We start from the raw sequence: 24,099 nt of genomic DNA, 5'->3' as shown, positions 1-24,099 counted from the left end.
ATAATATTAAAATAGTGGCTATTCGACATTAAGGCAGGAAGCCCTCGTGCTCAGCAGTCAGCCATTTCAACGCGATTACCCTTTCACCTTCTGCTTTCTGAATACCACCCTGCACCTTCGCGAAAAACCTTCGGCAGACGCCTGTACTGCCCTCGAACAACTCATCCGCCAACGTCACGCCCACAAACAGACCCGCGCCAGCACCCCCTTGGCGACCGGCGAGACACCGCTGTTCGCCAAGGTGCAGCCCCTGGATACGCTCAAGGCGAAAGTTCGCGTCACCCTGGGCAAGCCCCAGCGCAACGGCCGCTTCGACTGGCCGCTGGAAGAGCTGATCAACACCGTCGAAGCCCAGCGACGCGGCGTACAGATGTCCGACCTTGAAGGATTCGGCTACACCCGGGATCGCCTGGGACTGGTACAGGAATACTTCATCATTACCCGCCTGCTGGATGATTACGTCGACGGCGTACAGTGGTTGCGCAACAACCCAGACAAGATCGAGCCTTTTATCCGCGATGCATTCGGCCTGCTGCACTCCCTCGCGCAAAAGAACATCACCCACATGGATTTCTGGGCCGGCAACATCATGATCAGCCCCCAGGCTCCGCTCAAGGCCATCGACTTCGAGAACTGCTTCGCGACCATCACGCCCCATGCCAGCGAAACCCTGGGTTTTCAGTTGGGGTTCTTCTATCGCCGCGAAGTCTACAAACTGATCACCGAAGCGCAGTACGACGCGCTGGTGGAGGAATACCTCGATCAACTGCCGGGCATTTGCGCAGAGAAATTCAATGAGGTTTACCAGGCCAGCAAGCATGAATATGTGGGTCGCAAGCAACGCCGCGAAGTGTTCCTCAAAGGCAACCTGATCACCGGTTGAGCCGTTTTCCCTGCCGCGATGAATGTTGTCTCCCTCAACGGCATTGCGCCTGCAATGCCGCGAGCCGATACGGTAAACTCGCGCCACTGCTGTCTGGAGTTACTTATGCGCGAAGAGTTGAACCAGGGCCTGATCGACTTCCTCAAGGCCTCCCCTACCCCTTTCCATGCAACCGCCAGCCTCGTACAACGCCTGGAGGCCGCGGGCTACCAGCGTCTCGACGAGCGCGAGCCGTGGACCACCGAAGCCAACGGTCGCTACTACGTCACCCGCAATGACTCCTCCATCGTGGCCGTCAAGCTGGGGCGGCACTCGCCTCTGCAAGGCGGGATCCGCATGGTCGGCGCGCACACCGACAGCCCGTGCCTGCGGGTCAAGCCGCAACCTGAGCTGCAACGCCAGGGCTTCTGGCAACTGGGCGTGGAAGTCTATGGCGGCGCCCTGCTGGCGCCCTGGTTCGACCGCGACCTGTCGTTGGCCGGCCGCGTCACCTTCCGCCGCGACGGCAAGGTTGAAAGCCAGCTGATCGACTTCAAGGCGCCCATCGCGATCATCCCCAACCTGGCGATTCACCTCAATCGCGAGGCCAACCAGGGCTGGGCCATCAATGCCCAGACCGAGTTGCCGCCGATCCTCGCGCAGTTCGCCGGCGACGAGCGGGTCGACTTCCGCGCGGTGCTGACCGACCAGCTGGCCCGCGAACACGGCCTGAACGCCGATGTGGTGCTCGATTACGAGCTGAGCTTCTACGACACCCAAAGCGCGGCGGTGATCGGCCTGCATGGCGACTTCATCGCCGGTGCGCGCCTGGACAACCTGCTGTCCTGCTACGCCGGCCTGCAAGCCTTGCTCAACGCCGACACCGAGGAAACCTGCGTGCTGGTCTGCAACGACCACGAAGAAGTCGGCTCCTGCTCGGCCTGCGGCGCCGACGGCCCGATGCTCGAGCAGACCCTGCGCCGCCTGCTGCCCGAAGGCGACGAATTCGTGCGCACCATCCAGAAGTCGCTGCTGGTCTCGGCCGACAACGCCCACGGAGTGCACCCCAACTACGCCGACAAGCACGATGCCAACCATGGCCCGAAACTCAACGCCGGCCCGGTGATCAAGGTCAACAGCAACCAGCGCTACGCCACCAACAGCGAAACCGCCGGCTTCTTCCGCCACCTGTGCATGGCCGAGGAAGTGCCGGTGCAAAGCTTCGTGGTGCGCAGCGACATGGGTTGCGGCTCGACCATCGGCCCGATCACCGCCAGCCACCTGGGCGTGCGCACCGTGGATATCGGCCTGCCGACCTTCGCCATGCACTCGATCCGCGAACTGTGCGGCAGCCACGACCTGGCCCACCTGGTGAAGGTCTTGAGCGCGTTCTACGCCAGCCGCGATCTGCCGTAAGCCCCGTGTAGCCGCTGCCGCAGGCTGCGACAAGCCCGAAGGGCTTCAGCGATCTCAAGATCCTGCGCCTGTTTTTACAGGCGATCGCAGCCTGCGGCAGCGGCTACAGGGTGCCGAAGCATTTCTGATGCACATCAACCCGAACCTCGCCAAAGCCACCTAGACTTAGGACTATCCCCTTCCGACAAGGCTGTCGCCATGATCTCGATGTCTTCGTTCCACGCCATGCTCATTCCCATTCTCTCGGGAATGATCCTGTTGGCCATCGGCTACAACTTCCGCGACAAGAACGCCGGCATCTTCAGCATGTGGGCCGGTATGCTGCTGATCCTCGGCACCGTGATCTACAAGATCCTCGCCAAACTCGCCGAATAAATCCGCCGTCCAGGCTCGCATTGGTATTGGCTGCCTCGTACACTCGGTCGATCCGCTTTTTCTGAGGTTGATCGCCCAGTGTTTGCTCGTCTTTCCGTTCTGCCCTACTGCCTGTTTCTCTGTCTCCTGACACTTTTGCCGCTGTCATCGGCTCAGGCAGTGGGTTTACCGGGCCTGCTCAACAGCGGCAAAACCCAGCCGCAAGCCGAGCAGCCCCTGGGGCAGTCGCTGGATGAAGTGATCAAGTCCCTGGAAAACGACCAGCAACGCACCCAGTTGCTGACCGACCTGAAAAAACTCCGCGACGCCACGAAGAAGGCCCAGACGCCCGCCGAAGAAGGCGTGCTCGGCCTGATCGGCGGTACCCTGTCCAGCTTCGAAAAACAGTTCTCCGGCGCCGACAGCCCAATCACTCGCTGGTCGAACGAATTCGATCAGGCCCAGGATGAACTGGCGGCCCTGATGCTGCCGGCCAGCGAATGGCTGCCGATCATCTTCGCCTTCGCCCTGATCCTGATGGTCTGGAGCCTTCTCGCCGCGGCGCTGATCTGGCTCAGCCACCGCCTGCGCGAGCGTTTCGGCCTCACCGAAGAACTGCCGCAGCACCCCAAGACCTGGGACCTGCTGCGCTTCGCCCTGCGCAAACTGGGCCCCTGGCTGATCGCGTTGATCATGACCGTGTACATGACCTACAAACTGCCGTCGTCCCTGGGCAAGGACCTGGCCATGGTCCTGGCTTATGCGCTGGTGGTCGGCACCTGCTTCTCGGCAATCTGCGTGATTGCCTTTTCCGTGCTGGACGGTCCGAACCGTCACCGCGCGCTGTACATCCTGCGTCGCCAGGCGTTCCGGCCGTTGTGGCTGATCGGCAGTTTCGCCGCCTTCGGCGAGGCCTTGAGCGACCCACGGTTGATCGCCAGCCTGGGCAGCCACCTGGCGCACACCGCGGCCACCTTCGCCAATGTGATGGCGGCCTTGTCCACCGGGGTATTCATCCTGCGTTTCCGCCGGCCGATCGCTCACCTGATCCGCAACCAGCCGCTGTCCCGGCGCCTGACCCGCCGCGCCCTGAGCGACACCATCGAGATCATCGGCACCTTCTGGTACCTGCCAGCGCTGGTGCTGGTGGCCATTTCCCTGTTCGCCACCTTCATTTCCGCCGGCGACACCAGCACCGCGCTGCGCCAGTCGCTGATCTGCACCGTGCTGCTGGTGCTGTGCATGGTGATCAACGGCCTGGTGCGCCGCCATTCCCTCAAGCCCCAGCGCGGGCACAAGCGCCATGCCCTGTACTCCGAGCGCCTGAAAGGCTTCTTCTACACCCTCGCCCACCTGATGGTATGGCTGGTGTTCATCGAGCTCGGCCTGCGGGTCTGGGGCATGTCGCTGATCCGCTTCACCGAAGGCGACGGCCACGAAATCAGCGTCAAGCTGTTCAGCCTCGGCGGTACCCTGCTGTTCGCCTGGCTGATCTGGATCCTCAGCGACACCGCGGTGCACCACGCCCTGACCCGATCGCGCAAAGGCCTGGCCAATGCCCGGGCGCAGACCATGATGCCGCTGATCCGCAACGTGCTGTTCGTGGCGATCTTCATCATTGCCCTGATCGTCGCCCTGGCGAACATGGGCATGAACGTCACGCCGCTGCTGGCCGGTGCCGGTGTGATCGGCCTGGCCATCGGTTTTGGCGCCCAGTCGCTGGTGGCCGACCTGATCACCGGCCTGTTCATCATTATCGAGGACTCCCTGGCCATCGACGACTACGTGGACGTCGGCGGCCACCTGGGTACCGTCGAAGGCCTGACCATCCGCACCGTACGCCTGCGGGACATCGACGGCATCGTGCACACCATCCCGTTCAGCGAAATCAAGAGCATCAAGAACTACTCCCGGGAGTTCGGCTACGCAATCTTCCGGGTGGCCATTCCGTACAACATGGACATAGACGAAGCCATCAAACTGATGCGCGATGTCGGCCAGAAGATGCGCACCGACCCGCTGCAACGGCGCAATATCTGGTCGCCGCTGGAGTTCCAGGGGGTGGAAAGCTTCGAGTCCGGCAACGCGATTCTGCGCGCCCGTTTCAAGACCGCGCCGATCAAGCAATGGGAGGTGTCGCGAGCCTTCAACCTGTCCCTCAAGCGTCACCTCGACGAAGCCGGAATGGACCTGGCCACGCCACGCATGAGCGTGCAAGTGATCACCGCCGGCGGCGGGCCCCAGCAAGAGGAGTAAGGCGTCCGGCTGCGCCTCGACAAGGGCGCGGTCGCACTCTCCAGGGTTGGGGGCGGTCACAGGTTCTGGCACCTGAGCAGCACAACACTAATCATGGAGAGAGTCCCCTATGCAGCTATCCGCTATCGCCCAAGCCTGCCTGATCGGCGTCCTGGCCTTGTCCGGCCAGGCCGCCAACGCTATCGACGACAGCGCCATGGAACAGGCCCGCCAGCACATCGCCGAACAGGCCAAAGCCCTGGAGCCAGCACTGCTGGAAACCCGTCGCGATATCCACGCCCACCCGGAACTCGGCAACACCGAACAGCGCACCGCACAGCTGCTAGCCACGCAATTGCGCGCCCTGGGCCTGGAGGTCAAGACCGGCGTCGCCCGCACCGGCGTGGTGGCGGTGCTCAAGGGCGCCCTGCCCGGCCCCACCGTGGCCTTGCGCGCCGATATGGACGCGCTGCCGGTCAAGGAAGTCGCGGACCTGCCGTTCGCCTCCAAGGCCAAGGGGCGCTACCTGGACAAGGAAGTGGACGTCATGCACGCCTGCGGCCACGACGCCCACACCGCCATCCTGCTGAGCACGGCGAAAATCCTCAGCGACATGCGCGAGCGCCTGCCCGGCACCGTGGTGTTCTATTTCCAGCCCGCCGAAGAAGGCCCGAGCGATTTCGTCCCCGACGGTAAGAACACCTGGGGCGCGAAGATGATGGTGCAGGAAGGCGTGATGAAATCGCCCAAGCCGGACGCGGTGTTCGGCCTGCATGTCTGGGCCGGGATTCCGGCCGGACGCATCGCCTACCGCCCGGGCCCGACCCTGGCCAGCTCCGACGACCTGCGCATCAGGATTCTCGGCAAGCAGACCCACGCCGGCCGCCCCTGGGACGGCATCGACCCGATCACGGTCGGCGCCCAGACCGTCGTCGGGCTGCAAACCGTGGTCAGCCGCCGCACCGACATCTCGTCGTTTCCCTCGGTGGTCAGCATCGGCACCATCAACGGCGGCACACGCTACAACATCATCCCCGAGTCGCTGGACATGAGCGGCACCATCCGCTCCTACGACTACGGCATTCGCCAGAAGCTGCACAGCGATGTGCGCCAGACCGTGGAAAAGATCGCCGAAAGCGGTGGCGCCAAGGCCGAGGTGAGCATCATCGAGAAGTACGACCCGACCATCAACGACCCGGCCCTGACCGAAAAGATGCTGCCGAGCCTGCGCTGGGCGGCCAAGGACGATGTGGTGCAGGGCCCGCTGGTGGGGGGCGCGGAAGACTTTTCCTTCTATGCCAAGGAGGTGCCGGGGCTGTTCGTGTTTCTCGGCGTGACACCGCGGGACCAGGACATGGCCAAAGCCGCGCCGAACCACAACCCGGGGTTCTTTGTCGATGAATCGGCGCTGGTGGTGGGCGTGCGTACCCTGGCGTCATTGACCACGGATTATCTGTTTGCCGGGGCCAAACCTTAAGGATTGGCCCCTGGCGTTATCGCGAGCAGGCTCGCTCCCGCACCGGGAGCGGGCTCAGACCACATCGACGCCGACATGGATCGCGTCGTGGCGCCAGAACTCCAGGTCGCAGTCGATCAGGCGCTGGTGCTGGTCGTAATTGACCCGGGCGATCCGCAGCCCGGGACTGCCGACCGAAACCTTCAACGCCGCCGCGGCCTCCACCGGCAAGGAGGTCGGCACGATCTCGAAGCGCACCCGCCCGTAATGCAGGTCGTAGTGCCGGGCATACAGCTCGGTGATCGACTGGTTCAGGTCGAAATCGAGAATGCCCGGAAAGTACTGCGGATTGAGGTAGTGCTCGACATACAGCACCAGACGCTCGTCGATGCGCCGTACCCGACGGATCTGGATCACGCTGGACAGCGCCGGCAGTTGCAGCCAGGCACAGACCGCCGCTGAAGCCGGTTGCAGGCGCGCCGAAATCATCTCGGTCGACGGCACCCGCCCCTGGGCGCTGACCATCGCGTGAAAATGGCTGCGCTGCATCAGGTTGTAGGCCAGCCGTGGTGGCGAGACGAACCAGCCGCGCCGCTCCTCGCGGTAGATCTGGCCCTGGGCCTCCAGCTGCAACAAGGCTTCGCGCACGGTAATCCGCGTAGTGCCGAACAACTCGCTGAGCTTGCGCTCGGCCGGCAGCTTGCTACCGGGTGCCAACAACCCGTGATCGATCTGTTCCTGCAGGACCTGCCCAATGGCTGTCACCGCCTTGACTGCCTCTTCGCGCATCAACGTTACCTATCTGGACTAGACCAGCACTGTTTCAGGGCAAAACGTGCCTGGGAAAAAGGCACTCAGCCTTCACCGAGAGCCTAGGCACTGCATATGACTGGCAGATGACAACGCCGCCAAATCGCTGTGCCAGACACCTGCAATTGGCTGGCCAAGTCCTTTCATATCAGCTGTTTAGCCCTGGGCTACGCTTATCTCGCAGACCCGTGCCTGACACTCGCAAACGCCTTGCAGGACTGATGCCGACATCAAAGTGTCATCCAGCCGGCTTAAATTGGCTCAGGTATTGCTGACCTAGACCAACAACGTTAGACAAACCCAGCGTTGAACACGCCCAAAGGAGCTTCGGATGAAACAGCTTTTCCTGGCATCACTGTTAGGCTCGACCATCGCCCTGTGCACCGCCGCCATGGCCGCCGATACCGACTTGAAGACCCTGGAAGCCGCGGCGAAAGCCGAAGGCGCCGTCAACAGCGTCGGTATGCCCGACGACTGGGCCAACTGGAAAGGGACCTGGGAAGACCTGGCCAAGCATTACGGCCTCAAGCACATCGACACCGACATGAGCTCGGCCCAGGAGATCGCCAAGTTCGCCGCCGAGAAAGACAACGCCAGCGCCGACATCGGCGACGTGGGCGCGGCCTTCGGCCCGATCGCGGTCAAGCAGGGCGTGGTCCAGCCTTACAAGCCAAGCACCTGGGACCAGGTCCCGGACTGGGCCAAGGACAAGGACGGTAACTGGGCGCTGGCCTACACCGGCACCATTGCTTTCATCATCAACAAGAAGCTGCTGCACGGCTCCGAAGCCCCCAAAAGCTGGGCCGACCTGGAGAAAGGCAAATACAAGGTCTCCATCGGCGACGTGAGCACCGCCGCCCAGGCCGCCAACGGCGTGCTGGCCGCGGCCATCGCCAAGGGCGGCGATGAAAAGAACATCCAGCCGGCGCTGCTGATGTTCGCCGAGATCGCCAAGCAGGGGCGCCTGTCCCTGGCCAACCCAACCATCGCCACCATGGAAAAGGGTGAAGTGGAAGTCGGCGTGGTCTGGGACTTCAACGGCCTGAGCTACCGCAACAAGATGGTCAACAAGGACGACTACATCGTGCTGATCCCGTCGGACGGTTCGGTGATCTCCGGCTACACCACCATCATCAACAAATACGCCAAGCACCCGAACGCGGCCAAGCTGACCCGTGAATACATCTTCAGCGATGCCGGCCAGATCAACCTGGCGCGCGGCAATGCCCGTCCGATCCGCGCCGAGCACCTGACCCTGCCCGCCGAAGTCCAGGCCAACCTGCTGCCCAACGAGCAGTACAAGAAAGTCACGCCGATCAAGGACGCCGACGCCTGGGAGAAAACCTCCAAGGGCCTGCCACAGAAATGGCAGGAAGAAGTGATCATCAACATGCAGTAATGCTGCATCTGTAGGAGCGAGCTTGCTCGCGATCCAGGCGCTGCGGTCTGTCCTGGAACCGCAGAGATGCCATCGCGAGCAAGCTCGCTCCTACAGGCACCTGGTTGTCTTGCGGAGTCCTCCCCCATGTCACACAACGTCATCCTTGTCGTGCTCGACGGCCTCAACCATGAGGTCGCCCGCCACGCCATGGGGCACCTTCAGGCCTACGTCGGCGCGGGACGCGCGGCGCTGTACAAGCTGGAATGCGAACTGCCGGCCCTGTCCCGACCGCTCTACGAATGCATCCTGACCGGGGTGCCACCGATCGACAGCGGCATCGTGCACAACAACGTCTCGCGCCTGTCCAACCAGCGCAGCATTTTCCACTACGCCAGCGCCGCCGGGCTCGGTACCGCCGCCGCGGCCTATCACTGGATCAGCGAGCTGTACAACCGCTCACCGTTCAACCCGGCCCGGGACCGGCATACCGACAACAAGAAACTGCCGATCCAGCACGGGCATTTCTACTGGAACGACCACTACCCCGATTCCCACCTGTTCGCCGATGCCGAACACCTGCGGCTGCGCCATGCCCCGAACTTTCTCCTGGTGCACCCGATGAACATCGACGACGCCGGCCACAAGCACGGCCTCGACACCCCGCAGTACCGCAACAGCGCACGCACGGCCGACATCATCCTCGCCGATTACCTGCAAGGCTGGCTAGACGCCGGCTACCAGGTGCTGGTGACCGCCGACCACGGCATGAACAACGACCGCTCGCACAACGGCCTGCTGCCGGAGGAGCGGGAAGTGCCGTTGTTCGTTCTCGGCGATGCGTTCAGCTTCAGCCCCGTCGCCACGCCGGATCAGACCGAGTTGTGCGGCACCATCTGCGAGTTGCTCGGCGTGCCCCACGACAAACCTGTATGCCGGGAGTTGCTGAAGTGAATGCATTCACCCGCGGCAAATGGCTGGCGATCCTGTGCCTGCTGCCCTTTGCCCTGTTCTTCATCGTGTTCCAGATCGCCCCGCTGCTCTGGGTGCTGATCAACAGTCTGCAATCGGAAGAGCTCGGCTGGGGCCTGGCCAATTTCAACAAGATCTTCAGTTCCAGGTTCTATCTGCAGGCCATCCAGTACAGCCTGGAGATCAGCTTCTGGTCGAGCGTGTTCGGCATCGTCATCGCGATTCTCGGCAGCTACTCGCTGCGCCGGGTCGACTCGAAGCTGCGCAACTTCGTCAACGCCTTCGCCAACATGACCAGCAACTTCGCCGGCGTGCCCCTGGCGTTCGCCTTCATCATCCTGCTGGGCTTCAATGGCAGCATCACCATCATGCTCAAGCAGGCGGGGATCATTCAGGATTTCAACCTGTACTCCAAGACCGGCCTGATCATCCTCTACACCTACTTCCAGATCCCCCTGGGCGTGCTGCTGCTCTACCCGGCCTTCGACGCCCTGCGTGAAGACTGGCGCGAGTCCGCGGCACTGCTTGGCGCCAGTGGCTGGCAGTTCTGGCGCCACATCGGCCTGCCGGTGCTGACCCCGGCGCTGCTGGGGACCTTCGTCATCCTGCTGGCCAACGCCCTGGGCGCCTATGCCACGGTCTATGCACTGACCACCGGCAACTTCAACGTGCTGCCGATCCGCATCGCCGCCATGGTTTCCGGCGACATCTCCCTCGACCCGAACATGGCCAGCGCCCTGGCCGTGGTCCTAGTGGCGCTGATGACCCTGGTGACCATCGTCCATCAGTTGCTGTTGAAGAGGAGCTACCATGTCTCGCGCTGAACCCGGCTCCGCCGCCCTCTATCACCGGGTCGTGGTGTACCTGCTGTTCGCCATCCTCCTGCTGCCGCTGGCCGGGACCCTGGTCTACTCCATCGCCAGCAGCTGGTCGGCGACCATCCTGCCCAGCGGCTTTACCTTCAAGTGGTACATCCAGCTGTGGAGCGACCCGCGCTTCCTGCACGCCTTCGGCCAGTCGCTGCTGGTCTGCGTCGGCGCCCTGATCCTGTCGGTGGTACTGATCCTGCCGCTGCTGTTCGTGGTGCACTACCACTTCCCAAGGCTCGATGCGCTGATGAACATCCTGATCCTGCTGCCGTTCGCGGTGCCGCCGGTGGTGTCCTCGGTGGGCCTGCTGCAACTCTACGGTTCGGGACCGTTCGCCATGGTCGGCACGCCGTGGATCCTCGTCGGCTGCTACTTCACCGTGGCCCTGCCGTTCATGTACCGAGCGATCACCAATAACCTGCAAGCGATCAACCTGCGCGACCTGATGGACGCCGCCCAGCTGCTGGGCGCCAGTACCTGGCAGGCGGCTTTCCTGGTGGTGCTGCCGAACCTGCGCAAGGGCCTGATGGTGGCCCTGCTGCTGTCGTTCTCGTTCCTGTTCGGCGAGTTCGTGTTCGCCAATATCCTGGTGGGCACCCGCTACGAAACCCTGCAGGTCTACCTGAACAACATGCGCAACAGCAGCGGCCACTTCACCAGCGCGCTGGTGATTTCCTACTTCTTCTTTGTGCTGGTTCTGACCTGGGCCGCCAACATCTTGAACAAGGACAAAAGCCAATGAGTTTCGTCAGCGTCCAACACCTGCAGAAAAATTACAGTGGCACCCCAGTGTTCAGCGACATCAACTGCGAAATCCACAAGGGCGAATTCGTCACCCTGCTCGGCCCGTCCGGCTGCGGCAAATCCACCCTGCTGCGCTGCATCGCCGGCCTGACCCCGGTGGACGCCGGCAAGATCCTCCTCGACGGCCACGACATCGTGCCCCTGAGCCCGCAGAAACGCGGGATCGGCATGGTGTTCCAGAGCTATGCACTGTTCCCCAACATGACCGTGGAGCAGAACGTAGCGTTCGGCCTGCGCATGCAGAAGGTCAACGCCGACGAGAGCCACCAGCGCGTGCTCGAAGTCCTGCGCCTGGTGGAACTGCACGACTTCGCCAGCCGTTATCCCCATCAACTGTCCGGGGGCCAGTGCCAGCGCGTGGCCCTGGCCCGCTCGCTGGTGACCCGTCCGCGCCTGTTGCTGCTGGACGAGCCGCTGTCGGCGCTGGACGCGCGGATCCGCAAGCACCTGCGCGAACAGATCCGGCAGATCCAGCGCGAACTGGGGCTGACCACGATTTTCGTCACTCATGACCAGGAAGAAGCCCTGACCATGTCCGACCGCATCTTCCTGATGAACCAGGGCAAGATCGTCCAGAGCGGCGACGCCGAGACGCTCTACACCGCACCGGTGGATGTGTTCGCCGCGGGCTTCATCGGCAACTACAACCTGCTGGATGCCGAGAGTGCCAGCAGGCTGCTGCAGCGGCCGATCAACGGGCGTATCGCGATTCGTCCCGAAGCCATCGAGCTGCGCAAGGATGGCGAACCCGACGCGCTGATCCGCAGCCACAGCCTGCTGGGCAACGTGATCCGCTACCGGGTCGAAGCCCGTGGCGTGGAACTGGTGGTGGATGTGCTGAACCGCTCGCCGGACGATCTGCACCCCGACGGCCAACGCCTGGCACTTTCCATCGATCCCACGGCCCTCTGTGAGGTAGCCTGATGACTTTGACGCAAACGATTAAGAGAGAGCGGTACTAATGGCCCTGGCAATTTTTGATCTGGACGAGACCCTGATCCACGGCGACTGCGCCACCCTCTGGAGCGAACAGATGGGGCGCCTGGGCTGGGTCGACAGCGAGTCTTTCATGCGCCGCAACAACGAGCTGATGGACGCCTACAGCCACGGCAAGCTGGCCATGGAGGAGTTCATGGCCTTCAGCCTGGAGCCGATGGCCGGACGCACCCCGGAAGAGGTCGGGCACCTGGTCGGCCCCTGGGTCGAGGACGTGATCGAACCGATCATTTTCAGCGACGCCTGCAAAGCCATCGCCGCCCACCGCAAGGCCGGCGACCGGATCCTGGTGATCTCGGCCTCGGGCACTCACCTGGTCCAGCCCATCGCCGAACGCCTGGGCATCGATGAAGTCCTGGGGATCGAGCTGGAGGTCCTGCACGGGGTCTACAGCGGCAATACCCTGGGCACCCTGACCTACCGCGAAGGCAAGGTCACCCGCCTGCTGGAATGGCTGGATGCCGAAGAAGAAAACCTCGAAGGCGCGAGCTTCTATTCCGACTCGCGCAACGACCTGCCATTGCTGCTGAAGGTCGACTACCCCCATGTGGTCAACCCGGACCCGGTACTGCGCGAACACGCGGAAAAGGCCGGCTGGCCGATTCATCAGTGGAAATAAACGCCTCTGTAGCCGCTGCCGCAGGCTGCGATCGCCCACAACGTGGGCGCAAGATCTGAAGATCGCCGAAGCCCTTCGGACTTATCGCAGCCTGCGGCAGCGGTTACAGGATCAGGCCAAGGTTTCGTCGATCAGCAGCACCAGCTTGCCCGACACCTGGTTGGTCGCCAGCTCGGCAAAGGCCGCTTCGGCGTCCTTGATCGGGAAGGTCATGGCCAGCTGCGGGCTCAGGCGCCCTTCGGCGAACAGTGGCCAGACATGCTGGCTGAGGTCGCTGAACAGATCGGCCTTGAACTGCTCGTCGCGGCTGCGCAAGGTCGAACCCAGCAACTGGATGCGCTTGCCGAGGATCTGCGCCAGGTCCAACTGGGCCTCGCGCCCGCCCATCAAGCCGATCAGCACCCAGCGCCCGTCCAGGGCCAGCAGCTTGACGTTATGCGCGGCATAGTTGGCGCCGACCGGATCCAGGATCACATCGAACGGCCCGAAATCCCGCAGGCCTTCCAGGCCGTCGGTGCGCACCACGCCGCCCTGGGCCCCCAGAGCTTCACAGTAGGCCAGGCGGTCGGCGGAACCGACGCTGACCCAGCACGGGTTGCCGAATGCCTTGCACAACTGGATCGCGGCCGAACCGACACCACTGGCGCCGGCGTGCAGCAGGACCTTCTCCCCCGGCTTGAGGGCCGCCAGCTGGAACAGGTTCAGCCAGGCGGTGCTGTACACCTCGGGCAGCGCCGCCGCTTGCGCCAGGGACAGCCCTTCCGGCACCGGCAGGACATGACGGGCATCGACCACCACCTCCTCGGCCATGCCGCCCCCGGCCAGCAGCGCGCAGACCCGATCGCCGACCTGCCACGCAGAGCCCGGGCCGACCTCGCTGATCACGCCTGAGCACTCAAGGCCCAACACCTTGCTGGCGCCCGGTGGCGGCGGATAGAGCCCGGCCCGTTGCAACAGGTCGGCCCGGTTCAGTCCCGCGGCCGCCACGCGGATTCGCACTTGTCCTACGTCGCACGTCGGACTGGGCTCTTCAACCCACTCCACATGACCTTCAACGCCTTGCAATGCTTTCACAGTGCCTCCATAGTGAGTCTGGACTGAGCCCGGAGCTGTAGCACCGGGCTTTTTGCATTATGCGACCGGTCCTTGTGGAACCGGCGACTTCAAAGACGGCCTAATATGCGTTATCAATTGCCCCCGCGTCGAATCAGCATGAAGCATTTGTTCCCCAGCACCGCCCTCGCTCTTTTCATTGGTCTCGGTCTGCTGCCGATGTCGACCAATACGTTCGCAGCCAATAGCTGGGACAAACTTCAGCCGGATCGCGACGAGGTAATTGCCAGCCTCAATGTCGTCGAGCTGCTCAAGCGTCATCACTACAGCAAGCCACCGCTGGACGACGCGCGCTCGGCGATCATCTATGACAGCTACCTGAAGCTGCTGGACCCGTCTCGCAGCTACTTCATGGCCAGCGACATCGCGGAATTCGACAAGTGGAAAACCCAGTTCGACGACTTCCTGAAAAGCGGTGACCTGAACGCCGGCTTCATCATTTACAAACGCTACCTGGACCGCGTCAAGGCGCGCCTGGACTTTGCCCTGGCCGAGCTGGGCAAAGGCGTCGACAAATTCGACTTCACCACCAAGGAGTCCTTGCTGATCGATCGCAAGGACGCGCCGTGGCTCAAGACCACCGCGGAACTCGACGACCTGTGGCGCAAGCGCGTCAAGGACGAAGTCCTGCGCATGAAGATCGCTGGCAAGGAACCCAAGCAGATCCAGGAAACGCTGACCAAGCGCTACAAGAATCAGCTCGCTCGCCTGGACCAGACCCGCGCCGAAGATATCTTCCAGGCGTACATCAACACCTTCGCCATGTCCTACGACCCGCACACCAACTATCTGTCGCCGGATAACGCGGAGAACTTCGACATCAACATGAGCCTGTCGCTGGAAGGCATCGGCGCCGTGTTGCAGAGCGACAACGACCAGGTCAAGGTCGTGCGCCTGGTGCCGGCCGGCCCGGCGGACAAGACCAAGCAGGTGGCCCCGGCGGACAAGATCATCGGCGTGGCCCAGGGCGACAAGGAAATGGTCGACGTGGTCGGCTGGCGCCTGGACGAAGTGGTCAAGCTGATCCGCGGCCCGAAAGGCTCGGTGGTGCGCCTGGAAATCATCCCGGCGAGCAACGCGCCGAACGACCAGACCAGCAAGATCGTCTCCATCACCCGCGAAGCGGTGAAGCTGGAAGAGCAGGCGGCGAAGAAGTCGATCCTCAACCTCAAGCAAGACGGCAAGGACTACAAGCTCGGGGTGATCGAGATCCCGGCTTTCTACCTGGACTTCAAGGCCTTCCGTGCCGGCGATCCGGACTACAAGAGCACCACCCGTGACGTGAAGAAACTGCTGACCGAGTTGCAGAAAGACAAGGTCGACGGCGTGGTCATCGACCTACGCAACAACGGCGGCGGTTCCCTGCAGGAAGCCACCGAGCTGACCAGCCTGTTCATCGACAAGGGCCCTACCGTGCTGGTGCGTAACGCCGACGGCCGGGTCGACGTGCTCGAAGATGAAAACCCTGGCGCCTTCTACAAAGGGCCAATGGCGCTGCTGGTCAACCGTCTCTCGGCCTCGGCCTCGGAGATTTTCGCCGGTGCGATGCAGGACTATCACCGTGCACTGATCATCGGTGGCCAGACCTTCGGCAAAGGCACCGTGCAGACCATCCAGCCGCTCAACCACGGCGAGCTGAAACTGACCCTGGCCAAGTTCTACCGGGTTTCCGGGCAGAGCACCCAGCATCAGGGCGTGCTGCCGGACATCGATTACCCGTCGATCATCGACACCAAGGAAATCGGCGAAAGCGCCCTGCCCGAAGCCATGCCATGGGACACCATTCGCCCGGCCATCAAGCCGGCGGTGGATCCGTTCAAGCCGTTCCTCGCGCAGCTGAAATCCGAGCATGACGTGCGCTCGGCCAAGGACGCCGAGTTCGTCTTCATCCGCGACAAGCTGGCCCTGGCCAAGAAGCTGATGGCGGAAAAAACCGTCAGCCTCAACGAAGCCGAACGTCGGGCACAACACGCCGACATCGAGGCCAAGCAACTGACGCTGGAAAACCTCCGCCGCAAGGCCAAGGGTGAAGAGCCGCTCAAGGAGCTGAAGAAAGAAGACGAGGACGCCATCGCGGCCGCCGATCCGGACAAGACCAAGCCGGAAGACGACGCTTACCTCAGCGAAACCGGACGAATCCTCCTCGATTACCTGAAGCTCAACACCGCGGTCGCCAAGCACTGAGATGATGGCAATTTAATGCTGACGCTCCTCGGAGCGTCATCAAACAGTCATCATTCTGTCGTGAAATAAAGGACCGGGCGCTGCTCTTGAATCAAGGGCGCGCCCGGTCCTTTTTTTATCGACAGAGATCGCCATGACCACGACCGAACAGCTGAGTGCCTTGAGCTCAATCCTGGCTCAAAGCGGTTTGCACAGTCTGTTCCAGCCGATCATCTGTCTCTCCGAACGACGCATTCTCGGCTATGAAGCCTTGACCCGTGGCCCGTCCAACAGCCCGCTGCACTCCCCTGTCGCCCTGTTTGCCGTGGCCCGCCAGGTCGGACGCCTCAACGAGCTGGAAATCGCCTGCCGCCAGAGCGCCTGCAAGGGGTTCAGCGAGCAGCAGTTGCCCGGCAAGCTGTTCCTCAACGTCTCTCCGGAATCGCTGCTGGAGGCTGCCCACCAGCCCGGACGAACCCTGCAACTGCTGCAAGACTTCGGTATTCCGCCGAGCCAGGTGGTGATCGAACTCACCGAGCAGACGCCAATCGATGACTTCCAACTGCTGCACAATGCGCTGCATCATTATCGGGACATGGGTTTCTCGATCGCCCTGGACGACCTCGGCGCCGGTTACTCGAGCCTGCGTCTGTGGTCCGAGCTGCGCCCGGACTACGTGAAGATCGACCGGCACTTTATCGACGGCATTCATCAGGATGCCCTCAAGCGCGAGTTCGTCGGTTCGATCCTGCAAATTGCCAAGGCCTCCCGCGCCCAGGTGATCGCCGAGGGTATCGAAGTGGCGGAAGAGCTGGAGGTGCTCACGGAAATGGGCGTGGACCTGCTGCAGGGTTACCTGCTCTGCCGCCCCCAGGAACATCCGCCCCGCGATGGCCGCAACCTGCTACCCAAGCGCGAAAGCACTCCCGCGACGCTCAACGACGAAGGCAGCGACCTCAGTGCCCTGCTCAACGAACAACCGGCGGTAGCACGCGACATACCGACGGCCACGGTGCTGGAAGCCTTCCGTCGCCAGGCCAACCTCAACTCGCTGGCGGTGCTCGACGAACAGGGCCAGCCCTGCGGCATCGTGCACCGCCATTCGTTGTCCGATGCCCTGCTCAAGCCCTTCGCCACCGACCTGTTTGCCCGCAAGCCCATCAGCCGCCTGATGAACGATGACTTCCTGGCGGTGGAACTCAGCCAGTCGCTGCAACAAGTCAGCCGCCTGATCACCAGCCGTGCCCGGCAACGGATCGAAGAGGATTTCATCATCACCCTCAACGGTAGCTACCTGGGCCTGGGACGGGTGATCGATGTGCTCAAGCTGATTACCGAGCTGAAGATCCAGCAGGCGCGTTATGCCAACCCGTTGACCCTGTTGCCTGGCAACGTGCCGATCCAGCAGTGCCTGACCCACCTGCTGCAACAAGGACGGGAATCGCTGATCTGTTACGTGGACATCGACAGCTTCAAGCCCTTCAACGACATCTATGGCTACGGCCGTGGTGATGAAGTGTTGTTGTGCCTGGCGCAGTGCCTGAATGACCGGGTGGACCCCAGCCGCGATTTCGTCGGCCATATCGGCGGCGACGACTTTCTCCTGGTATTGGGCCCCGAGGACTGGCAAAAACGCCTGAACCAGCTGCTGGACGACTTCCATAGCCAGTGCCGGCGTTTTTATCGCAGCGAACACCTGGAAGCCGGCTGCTTCATCGCCCCCAACCGCCAGGGCATTCGCCAGGAGTTCGCCTTGCTGTCACTGTCCATTGGCGTGGTGCACCTGTATCCACAGGCCTGTGGACAACTCGATGCCAGCCAGTTGGCCGAGCTGGCCTCGCAAGCCAAGCACCACGCCAAGAATGTGCCGGGCTACAGCATCCATGTGATCGACAGCCGTCAGATGGCAGACGGCTTTACGGCTGACGCGGACCGGCTAGCGGATCCGGCGTACTCGACTGATTCAGCTGCGCCAGCTTGACCTCGGCCAGGGGATGCCCGGCTTTCGCCGCCAGGGTCCACCAACGGGCGGCTTGCGCCGCATCCGCGGCCTTGCTGGGCGAACCGGCCAGGCTGATGACGCCCATCTGATAGGCCGCCTTGGCGTCCCCGGCCAAGCCGGCAAGACGTAACAGGCGTATGCCTTCTTCACGAGCCCCCAGCCCCTGGCCACGAAAGGTCAGGATATGGCCATAAAAACTCTGTGCGCCGACGTCCCCCAGGTTCGCCATGCGCGCCAATTGCCCCTCCAGCCAGTGCCAGCCCCGGGGTTGACGCACAAACCAGGGCCAATGAAACAACCGGCGAGCCAGCCAGTAGCCGGCTCGCGCCTTGAGGCGCCAGAACACTCAGGCCTCCACCGACTCGGGGTATTCGTACTCGAACACACGAACCACTTCCGAGGCGTGCCACGACGCGGCCGCGACCCCATCGGAAGGCCCGGAAAAACGCCCGAGGCGTTCCGCACACTCGAAAAAACCGGTGCGCGGCAATCGACTCGCCCCCTGGCTGATCACCAGCGAACTGCGCAATGGCTGCTCCGCACGCGCGTCCAGCGCGGCCAGGTGCTCAAGGGCCGCCGTCAGGGTCTGCATGGCGGGGCTGGGTAGCTGCAAGCGCTCAAGCAGAGCGCGATAGGTCAAAAGATGGCGTTGCCGACGGGCCTGGTCGAGTTCCCCCAACAGGCCATCCCAATGTTGACGACTGATCCTTACGCTCACGATTCATCCCTCCAACCCGGAACCGTCAATTCCCAGGCCAGGCTACGGCGTATAGCGGCGTCGGGTTGACGCTCACCGCTTTCAATCATGGCCAGATATGACGGACTGATACCTACCGTACGGGCAAGCGCCTCAATGGCGATGCCCTTGGCTTCACGCAAACTGCGAAGTTGATCCAGACCTGGAAGCGGCTGGTCGGCTGTGGTCGCGACAGGCCCCCTGGCTTCTCGCGGAGATTGTTCGGTGATACCTGCGGCTTTTAGCAAAGCCTGATACTGAGCCCATGGCAGAACCGCATATTCGGGCTCGCCATCGCGTGCAATTATCTGAATATCCATTACTACCCCGTAGGACGACACATAACGAGTCGGACTTTTCCTTATGAAGTGTAATCCTAACAGTCACTAAGGTCGCGGGGGCATCGTTGTATGGATCCGAATTCACTCAGTTTTTCTTCGGACCTTCCAATTGCAGTTGTTCCGGGGTGTCGGGCAAACGTTCCACTACCGCCAGCTTCTCCGGTTGCTGGCGATTGCGCCAGGCGCGAAAGGCGCTGAGTTCGCCGTCCAGGGTTTTCATGATCCAGGCCAGAACGGCGATATCGTCGAGCATGCCGAACATCGGCAGGAAGTCCGGGATGGCATCCAGCGGGCTGAGGAAGTACATCAGGCCCGCGACTACCGACAGCAGCGCCTTGGGGCTGATGGCGCGGTACTCACCACGCCAGTAAGCCAGGCACAGGGCCTGCAGCAGGCGCAGATCGTCCTTGAGCTTGCCAAGACGGCCGCCTTGCAAGGCGCCTTTGCTGGCCACGGCGAACAACAGGGTCGGCAGTCGGCCACGGCTGAGCAAGCGGCCGGCCAGGGGCAGGAAGCGGGCAAAATTCCAGGGTGCTTTCATCGTCACTCCCACTGAAATGTTATCCACACAAATTGTGGATAACCTTGTGAACAGAGCCGCTTTTCACAGCTGAAAGCCCCGTTTTACAAGGGCTCGGCTCAGATCGGGCGTTTTTTACTCACATAAAAAAACCCATAATTTCATTGACTTGGCAGCCTCATGCGGCTAGCCGCAACACGTGCTGTTAAGACTATGCCTTATGCCGTGGGTTCGCATTTTTTCCCGGACCAACGACCAGATACGACAACGCCCCGTAAGAACGGGGCGTTGTCATTGAACCAGACGAAGATTACTTGGCGTCGTCTTGTTTCGCTGGATCCTTGATACCCAGCAGTTCCAGCTCGAACACCAGAACCGAGTTGGCCGGAATGGCCGGGCTCGGGCTCTGTGCGCCGTAGGCCAGATCGCTCGGGATGTACAGTTTGTACTTCTCGCCGACGTGCATCAGTTGCAGGCCTTCGACCCAACCCGGAATCACGCCGCTGACCGGCAGATCGATCGGGCTGCCGCGCTCGACCGAGCTGTCGAACACAGTGCCGTTGGTCAGGGTGCCGGTGTAGTGAACGGTCACCACGTCGGTCGGCTTAGGCTGGGCGCCATCGGCTTTTTTCAGCACTTCGTACTGCAGGCCGGAGGCGGTAGTGGTCACGCCAGCCTTCTTGCCGTTTTCTTCGAGGAATTTCTTGCCGGCTGCTGCCGATTCTTCGCTGATCTTGGCCATGCGCTCTTCAGCACGCTTTTGCAGCGCGGCGAAGGCTTCGACCAGCTCGTCGTCTTTCAGCTTCTGTTCTTTCTTGCCGATGGCATCTTCGATGCCCTGGGCTACCGCTTTGGAATCCAGGTCATCCATACCTTCCTGGGCAAGGCTTTTGCCCATGTTCAGGCCGATACCATAGGAAGCTTTCTGCGCCGGGGTTTTCAGCTCCACGCTGGTCTGCGAGTCACAACCCGCGAGTACCAGGCTAACCAGGGCTACCGCCGCCGCTAACCGATGCTGTTTCATGCTATTTCCTTGTTCATGCGCCTAAAGGGCAATCGAGTAAAGCCGCGAGCTTATCAGGCGGCCACGACCAATGGCTACCGGCATGAGAGCCGGATTAGCCCGATAAGTTCACGTGTTTAAAAGCATTTCGCCAGCCATTACAACGAGCGCGGGAAAGAACACCCCGACCGCAAAGTAACGACAGCGGACGTAATGGCCACTTGCCCGGCAGTTTGCCCTTGAGGCATAAGAGAGCCACAACTCGACAAGGATGTTTATCTTGCGCCTCTTATCCCGTGTTTTGCTCTTGATCCTCGCCCTGATCGGCGTCGCCCTGGCCGTGGTCCTGTATTACGTGGCCAATCCGAAATTGCCCGACTATATGCCCGCCCGGCAGGTGCACTATCAGGATCAATGGAGCGCCGCCGACCGCCAGACCTATTACTTCACCCCCCAGGGCACTCAGGTGAAGGGCCTGCGTTATAAGTGGTTCGCCGCCCTGGAACTGCCCTTCTCCACGCAACGCTTCGCCGCGCCGCAGTACCTGGCCCGCTTCGGCTTCCTGGTGGATCCGGCGCAACAGGCCAGCGCCGATAACCCGGCGAACCTGCCGGTCGGCTTCACCCGCCATCAGAACCCTGGCAGCCCGCAGCAGTACCTGGACATCACCTGTGCCGCCTGCCACACCGGCGAGCTGCGCTACAACCAGCAGGCCCTGCGGGTCGACGGCGGTTCGGCGCAACATGTATTGCCCTCCAGCGTGCCCACCCTGCGCGGCGGCAGCTTTGGCCAGGCGCTGGTCGCCAGCCTGGCGTCGACCTATTACAACCCGTGGAAATTCGAGCGCTTCGCCCGCAACGTGCTGGGCCAGAACTACGACGCCGAGCATGAACAACTGCGCAAGGACTTCAAGGCGTCGCTGGACACCTTCCTGCACGTCGCCTGGAACGACACTCACCGCGGCCTCTATCCCACCGAGGAAGGCCCCGGACGTACCGATGCCTTTGGCCGGATCGCCAATGCCAGCTTCGGCGACGCCATTTCCCCCGACAACTATCGGGTAGCCAACGCACCGGTGGACTATCCGCAGCTATGGGACATCTGGACCTTCGACTGGGTGCAGTGGAACGGCTCGGCCCAGCAACCCATGGCCCGCAATATCGGCGAGGCGCTGGGTGTAGGCGCCACCCTGAACTTCTTCGATGCCCAGGGCCAGCCGCTCAAGGGCGATGCCCGATACGCGTCGAGCGTTCGGGTGCGCGACCTCAACCGCATCGAAGAAACCCTGCAACGACTGAAACCGCCGACCTGGCCCGAAGATTTGTTCGGCAGCATCGACAAGCCCCTGGCGGCCAAGGGGCGAGTGCTGTTCGCGGAAAACTGCGCAGGTTGCCATGTCCCGCCGGTCACCGAGGTCAATGGGCGCCCGGTACAACAACTGAAGATGCTGCCGGTTGCTGTGATCGGTACCGACCCGAATACGGCCAACAATATTGCCGATCAGCGTTACGACCTGAGCGCGCTGCAATGGGACGCCGCCGAACTGGCGCAATCAAATGTCCAGCTGCACCCCACGCCCACTGAGCCGCTGGACATGCGCCAGCTGTCAGCGGCCAAGGGCCTGGCCTATGTCACCGCCTTCGTTGAGGAGCGCGCCTACCGGGACGCCCAGGTGACCCCGGCGGAACGCCCGCGACTCGATGGCTACGGCTTGCCGATCGGCGTCCGCGAACTGCGCGCCTACAAGGCCCGGCCGCTGGCCGGGGTATGGGCTACCCCGCCCTTTCTGCATAACGGCTCGGTGCCTAGCCTGTATCAGTTGCTTTCGCCTCAGGACGAACGCGCCAGCACCTTCTATAAAGGCACCTTCGAATACGATCCGAAGCATCTGGGCTATCGTACCGAGCCGTTCAAGAACGGCTTCCTGTTCGATACCAGGATCAGCGGCAATCACAACAGCGGCCATGAATTCCGTTCGGGCAAGCGTGGCGACGGGGTGATCGGCCGCCTGCTGCAACCCGAGGAACGCTGGGCCCTGCTGGAATACTTGAAAGTGCTGGGCGGACCGCTGGAGGCGCAACTGCCATGACCCTGGCCCTCATCGAAAGGACGGTTTCATGCTGATCACCTTATGGCTGCGCATAGGGGCGCTGCTGCTCAAGACACTTCTGCTGCTGGTGCTGATCGCCCTGCTCGGCTGGGCGCTGAGCAGCGCCTGGTCGATCTGGCGCTACCAGGGGCCGGTTTCGACCGAAGAACAGGTCCCGCCCGGCGAAGCCACCATGACCCAGGACATCATCCAGACCGCCGTGCGCATCGTCGATCAGCACCGGGATAACACCCGTTACCTGCGCGACGCCCACGCCAAGGCCCATGGCTGCGTAAAGGCCGAGGTCCAGGTGCTCGAGCAACTGGCGCCGCCGTTGCGCCAGGGCGTGTTCGCCGAACCCGGCAAGACCTGGCAAGCCATGGTGCGGCTGTCCAACGGCAATGCTTATCCACAGTTCGACAGCATTCGTGACGCGCGCGGGATGGCGATCAAGTTGTTGAATGTGCCCGGCACCCAGCTATTGAAGGAACAGCAGAGCCGTGGCGAGCAGGATTTCGTGATGTTCAACCATCCGAACTTCTTCGTCAGCGATGTCGCCGAGTACCGGCAGAATGTCGCCGCGCAGGCGGACGGAAAAAAGGTCGGAGCCTTTTTCCCCGGCTGGGACCCACGCACCTGGCAGGTCCGCCACCTGTTCATTGCCTTGGCCACCCTGTCACCGCCCCCGGCCAGCCCGACGCAAACCCGCTATTTTTCGGTTTCGCCCTACAAGTTCGGCAGCGCCAACGCCAAGTTCCGCGTCGCGCCGGACCCCGACAGCTGCCCGGTGTACAACCTGCCCCCACAGAACCAGGCCCTGCCCAACTTTCTACGCAACGCCCTGAACCAGCAGCTGTCGACCGACCGCGTGCCGGCCTGCTTGGTATTGCAGGTGCAGCGCCAGGACCCAAGCCACTACATGCCCATCGAAGACACCAGCATCGAATGGCGGGAAAGCGATGCGCCTTTCGAAACCGTGGCGCGGATCAAAATTCCTGCCCAGGACTTCGACACCCCGCGGCAGAACCTGCAATGCGACAACCTGTCCTTCAACCCCTGGTTCGGGCTGGAAGCGCACCGCCCCATCGGCGGCATCAACCGCCTGCGCAAGGCGGTGTACGAAGCGGTCAGTGACTACCGGCACAGCCGCAACGCCGAGCAGTGATCCAGAAACGAAAAAAGCGGCCCGCGGGCCGCTTTTTTGGGGAACATTTACATACTCCAGATAGCAAAAATCCCGCGTTAGCGGGCTTTCTGTGATGAGCTGGCGTTCAGTGTTCCAGCTCATCGAATATGGCGCAGCGGACGGGACTCGAACCCGCGACCCCCGGCGTGACAGGCCGGTATTCTAACCGACTGAA

At 62.4% G+C, this 24,099-nt stretch carries 22 protein-coding genes; 15 read left to right on the top strand and 7 right to left on the bottom strand.

The features are described from left to right. The first annotated feature begins 46 nt into the window (after positions 1 to 46). From AC07VU_RS17950 to AC07VU_RS17930, 5 genes are all read left to right on the top strand, one after another. Positions 47 to 883 carry a hypothetical protein gene (locus AC07VU_RS17950; protein WP_007928668.1) on the top strand — a complete coding sequence of 279 codons (837 nt, stop codon included), beginning with the start codon at positions 47 to 49 and terminating at the stop codon, positions 881 to 883. Positions 884 to 988: 105 nt separating this feature from the next. Further along, positions 989 to 2,278: a M18 family aminopeptidase gene (locus AC07VU_RS17945; RefSeq protein ID WP_007928670.1), complete on the top strand. Its 1,290-nt coding sequence runs from the start codon at positions 989 to 991 to the stop codon at positions 2,276 to 2,278. A 198-nt stretch (positions 2,279 to 2,476) separates the two neighbouring features. Beyond that, on the top strand, positions 2,477 to 2,653 hold the full coding sequence (locus AC07VU_RS17940) for a hypothetical protein (protein WP_007927853.1): 177 nt from the start codon (positions 2,477 to 2,479) through the stop codon (positions 2,651 to 2,653). A gap of 78 nt (positions 2,654 to 2,731) precedes the next feature. Beyond that, positions 2,732 to 4,888, top strand: a complete 2,157-nt coding sequence (locus AC07VU_RS17935; RefSeq protein WP_123362055.1) for a mechanosensitive ion channel family protein — start codon at positions 2,732 to 2,734, stop codon at positions 4,886 to 4,888. A gap of 109 nt (positions 4,889 to 4,997) precedes the next feature. Continuing rightward, positions 4,998 to 6,344: an amidohydrolase gene (locus tag AC07VU_RS17930; RefSeq protein ID WP_277589396.1), complete on the top strand. Its 1,347-nt coding sequence runs from the start codon at positions 4,998 to 5,000 to the stop codon at positions 6,342 to 6,344. 54 nt (positions 6,345 to 6,398) lie between these two features. Here the strand turns inward: AC07VU_RS17930 and phnR are convergent, their stop codons facing one another. Beyond that, entirely contained in the window at positions 6,399 to 7,112 is a 714-nt protein-coding gene (phnR, locus tag AC07VU_RS17925) for a phosphonate utilization transcriptional regulator PhnR (protein WP_102679077.1), read from the bottom strand. A 352-nt stretch (positions 7,113 to 7,464) separates the two neighbouring features. On the opposite strand from phnR, the gene AC07VU_RS17920 reads away from it, so the two are divergent. From AC07VU_RS17920 to AC07VU_RS17895, 6 genes are all read left to right on the top strand, one after another. Next, positions 7,465 to 8,532 (top strand): ABC transporter substrate-binding protein, encoded by a 1,068-nt coding sequence (locus tag AC07VU_RS17920; RefSeq protein WP_009045072.1) that lies wholly within the window; start codon positions 7,465 to 7,467, stop codon positions 8,530 to 8,532. A gap of 126 nt (positions 8,533 to 8,658) precedes the next feature. Beyond that, the gene (locus AC07VU_RS17915) at positions 8,659 to 9,465 is read left to right on the top strand and encodes an alkaline phosphatase family protein (protein WP_062825003.1); all 807 of its coding nucleotides are present in this window, start codon (positions 8,659 to 8,661) and stop codon (positions 9,463 to 9,465) included. Continuing rightward, complete coding sequence (locus tag AC07VU_RS17910; RefSeq protein ID WP_495030206.1) at positions 9,462 to 10,307, top strand: ABC transporter permease; 846 nt, start codon at positions 9,462 to 9,464, stop codon at positions 10,305 to 10,307. Before AC07VU_RS17915 ends, AC07VU_RS17910 begins: the two co-directional genes overlap by 4 nt. Continuing rightward, a complete protein-coding gene (locus AC07VU_RS17905) occupies positions 10,294 to 11,094 on the top strand; it encodes an ABC transporter permease (RefSeq protein WP_009045074.1) in 801 nt (266 codons plus the stop codon). The genes AC07VU_RS17910 and AC07VU_RS17905 overlap by 14 nt, the downstream gene beginning before the upstream one ends. Beyond that, positions 11,091 to 12,080: an ABC transporter ATP-binding protein gene (locus AC07VU_RS17900; protein ID WP_007927837.1), complete on the top strand. Its 990-nt coding sequence runs from the start codon at positions 11,091 to 11,093 to the stop codon at positions 12,078 to 12,080. Before AC07VU_RS17905 ends, AC07VU_RS17900 begins: the two co-directional genes overlap by 4 nt. A 37-nt stretch (positions 12,081 to 12,117) precedes the next feature. Continuing rightward, positions 12,118 to 12,771: an HAD family hydrolase gene (locus AC07VU_RS17895; protein WP_009045076.1), complete on the top strand. Its 654-nt coding sequence runs from the start codon at positions 12,118 to 12,120 to the stop codon at positions 12,769 to 12,771. Between the two features lie 111 nt (positions 12,772 to 12,882). Here AC07VU_RS17895 and AC07VU_RS17890 read toward each other — a convergent pair whose 3' ends face one another. After that, positions 12,883 to 13,845 (bottom strand): zinc-binding dehydrogenase, encoded by a 963-nt coding sequence (locus AC07VU_RS17890; protein WP_062825001.1) that lies wholly within the window; start codon positions 13,843 to 13,845, stop codon positions 12,883 to 12,885. A 138-nt stretch (positions 13,846 to 13,983) separates the two neighbouring features. Between AC07VU_RS17890 and AC07VU_RS17885 the strand changes: the two genes are divergently transcribed. Beyond that, a complete protein-coding gene (locus tag AC07VU_RS17885) occupies positions 13,984 to 16,068 on the top strand; it encodes a carboxy terminal-processing peptidase (protein WP_274304325.1) in 2,085 nt (694 codons plus the stop codon). A 133-nt stretch (positions 16,069 to 16,201) separates the two neighbouring features. Next, positions 16,202 to 18,028, top strand: a complete 1,827-nt coding sequence (locus tag AC07VU_RS17880; RefSeq protein ID WP_277589400.1) for a bifunctional diguanylate cyclase/phosphodiesterase — start codon at positions 16,202 to 16,204, stop codon at positions 18,026 to 18,028. Here the strand turns inward: AC07VU_RS17880 and AC07VU_RS17875 are convergent. The 5 genes from AC07VU_RS17875 to bamJ all read right to left on the bottom strand — a co-directional run bounded on the left by AC07VU_RS17875 (position 17,964) and on the right by bamJ (position 20,670). Then, positions 17,964 to 18,395 carry an SEL1-like repeat protein gene (locus AC07VU_RS17875; protein ID WP_495030205.1) on the bottom strand — a complete coding sequence of 144 codons (432 nt, stop codon included), beginning with the start codon at positions 18,393 to 18,395 and terminating at the stop codon, positions 17,964 to 17,966. The genes AC07VU_RS17880 and AC07VU_RS17875 overlap by 65 nt on opposite strands. Further along, the gene (locus tag AC07VU_RS17870; RefSeq protein WP_007927825.1) at positions 18,396 to 18,767 is read right to left on the bottom strand and encodes a hypothetical protein; all 372 of its coding nucleotides are present in this window, start codon (positions 18,765 to 18,767) and stop codon (positions 18,396 to 18,398) included. Beyond that, on the bottom strand, positions 18,764 to 19,105 hold the full coding sequence (locus tag AC07VU_RS17865) for a helix-turn-helix domain-containing protein (protein ID WP_081002342.1): 342 nt from the start codon (positions 19,103 to 19,105) through the stop codon (positions 18,764 to 18,766). Before AC07VU_RS17865 ends, AC07VU_RS17870 begins: the two co-directional genes overlap by 4 nt. Before the next feature lie 106 nt (positions 19,106 to 19,211). Then, positions 19,212 to 19,667, bottom strand: coding sequence for a YkvA family protein (locus tag AC07VU_RS17860; RefSeq protein WP_007927824.1), 456 nt, complete (start codon positions 19,665 to 19,667; stop codon positions 19,212 to 19,214). Between the two features lie 289 nt (positions 19,668 to 19,956). Continuing rightward, positions 19,957 to 20,670: a BamJ family beta-barrel-assembly machinery protein gene (gene bamJ / locus AC07VU_RS17855; RefSeq protein WP_007927823.1), complete on the bottom strand. Its 714-nt coding sequence runs from the start codon at positions 20,668 to 20,670 to the stop codon at positions 19,957 to 19,959. A 259-nt stretch (positions 20,671 to 20,929) separates the two neighbouring features. On the opposite strand from bamJ, the gene AC07VU_RS17850 reads away from it, so the two are divergent. Then, entirely contained in the window at positions 20,930 to 22,738 is a 1,809-nt protein-coding gene (locus AC07VU_RS17850) for a di-heme-cytochrome C peroxidase (protein WP_457274606.1), read from the top strand. A 28-nt stretch (positions 22,739 to 22,766) separates the two neighbouring features. Continuing rightward, positions 22,767 to 23,903, top strand: coding sequence for a catalase family protein (locus AC07VU_RS17845; protein ID WP_457274607.1), 1,137 nt, complete (start codon positions 22,767 to 22,769; stop codon positions 23,901 to 23,903). The last annotated feature ends 196 nt before the right edge of the window (positions 23,904 to 24,099 follow it).

This window comes from Pseudomonas sp. GW821-FHT02B10 (assembly GCF_059421865.1).
This window is presented reverse-complemented; position numbering and strand designations above follow the sequence as displayed.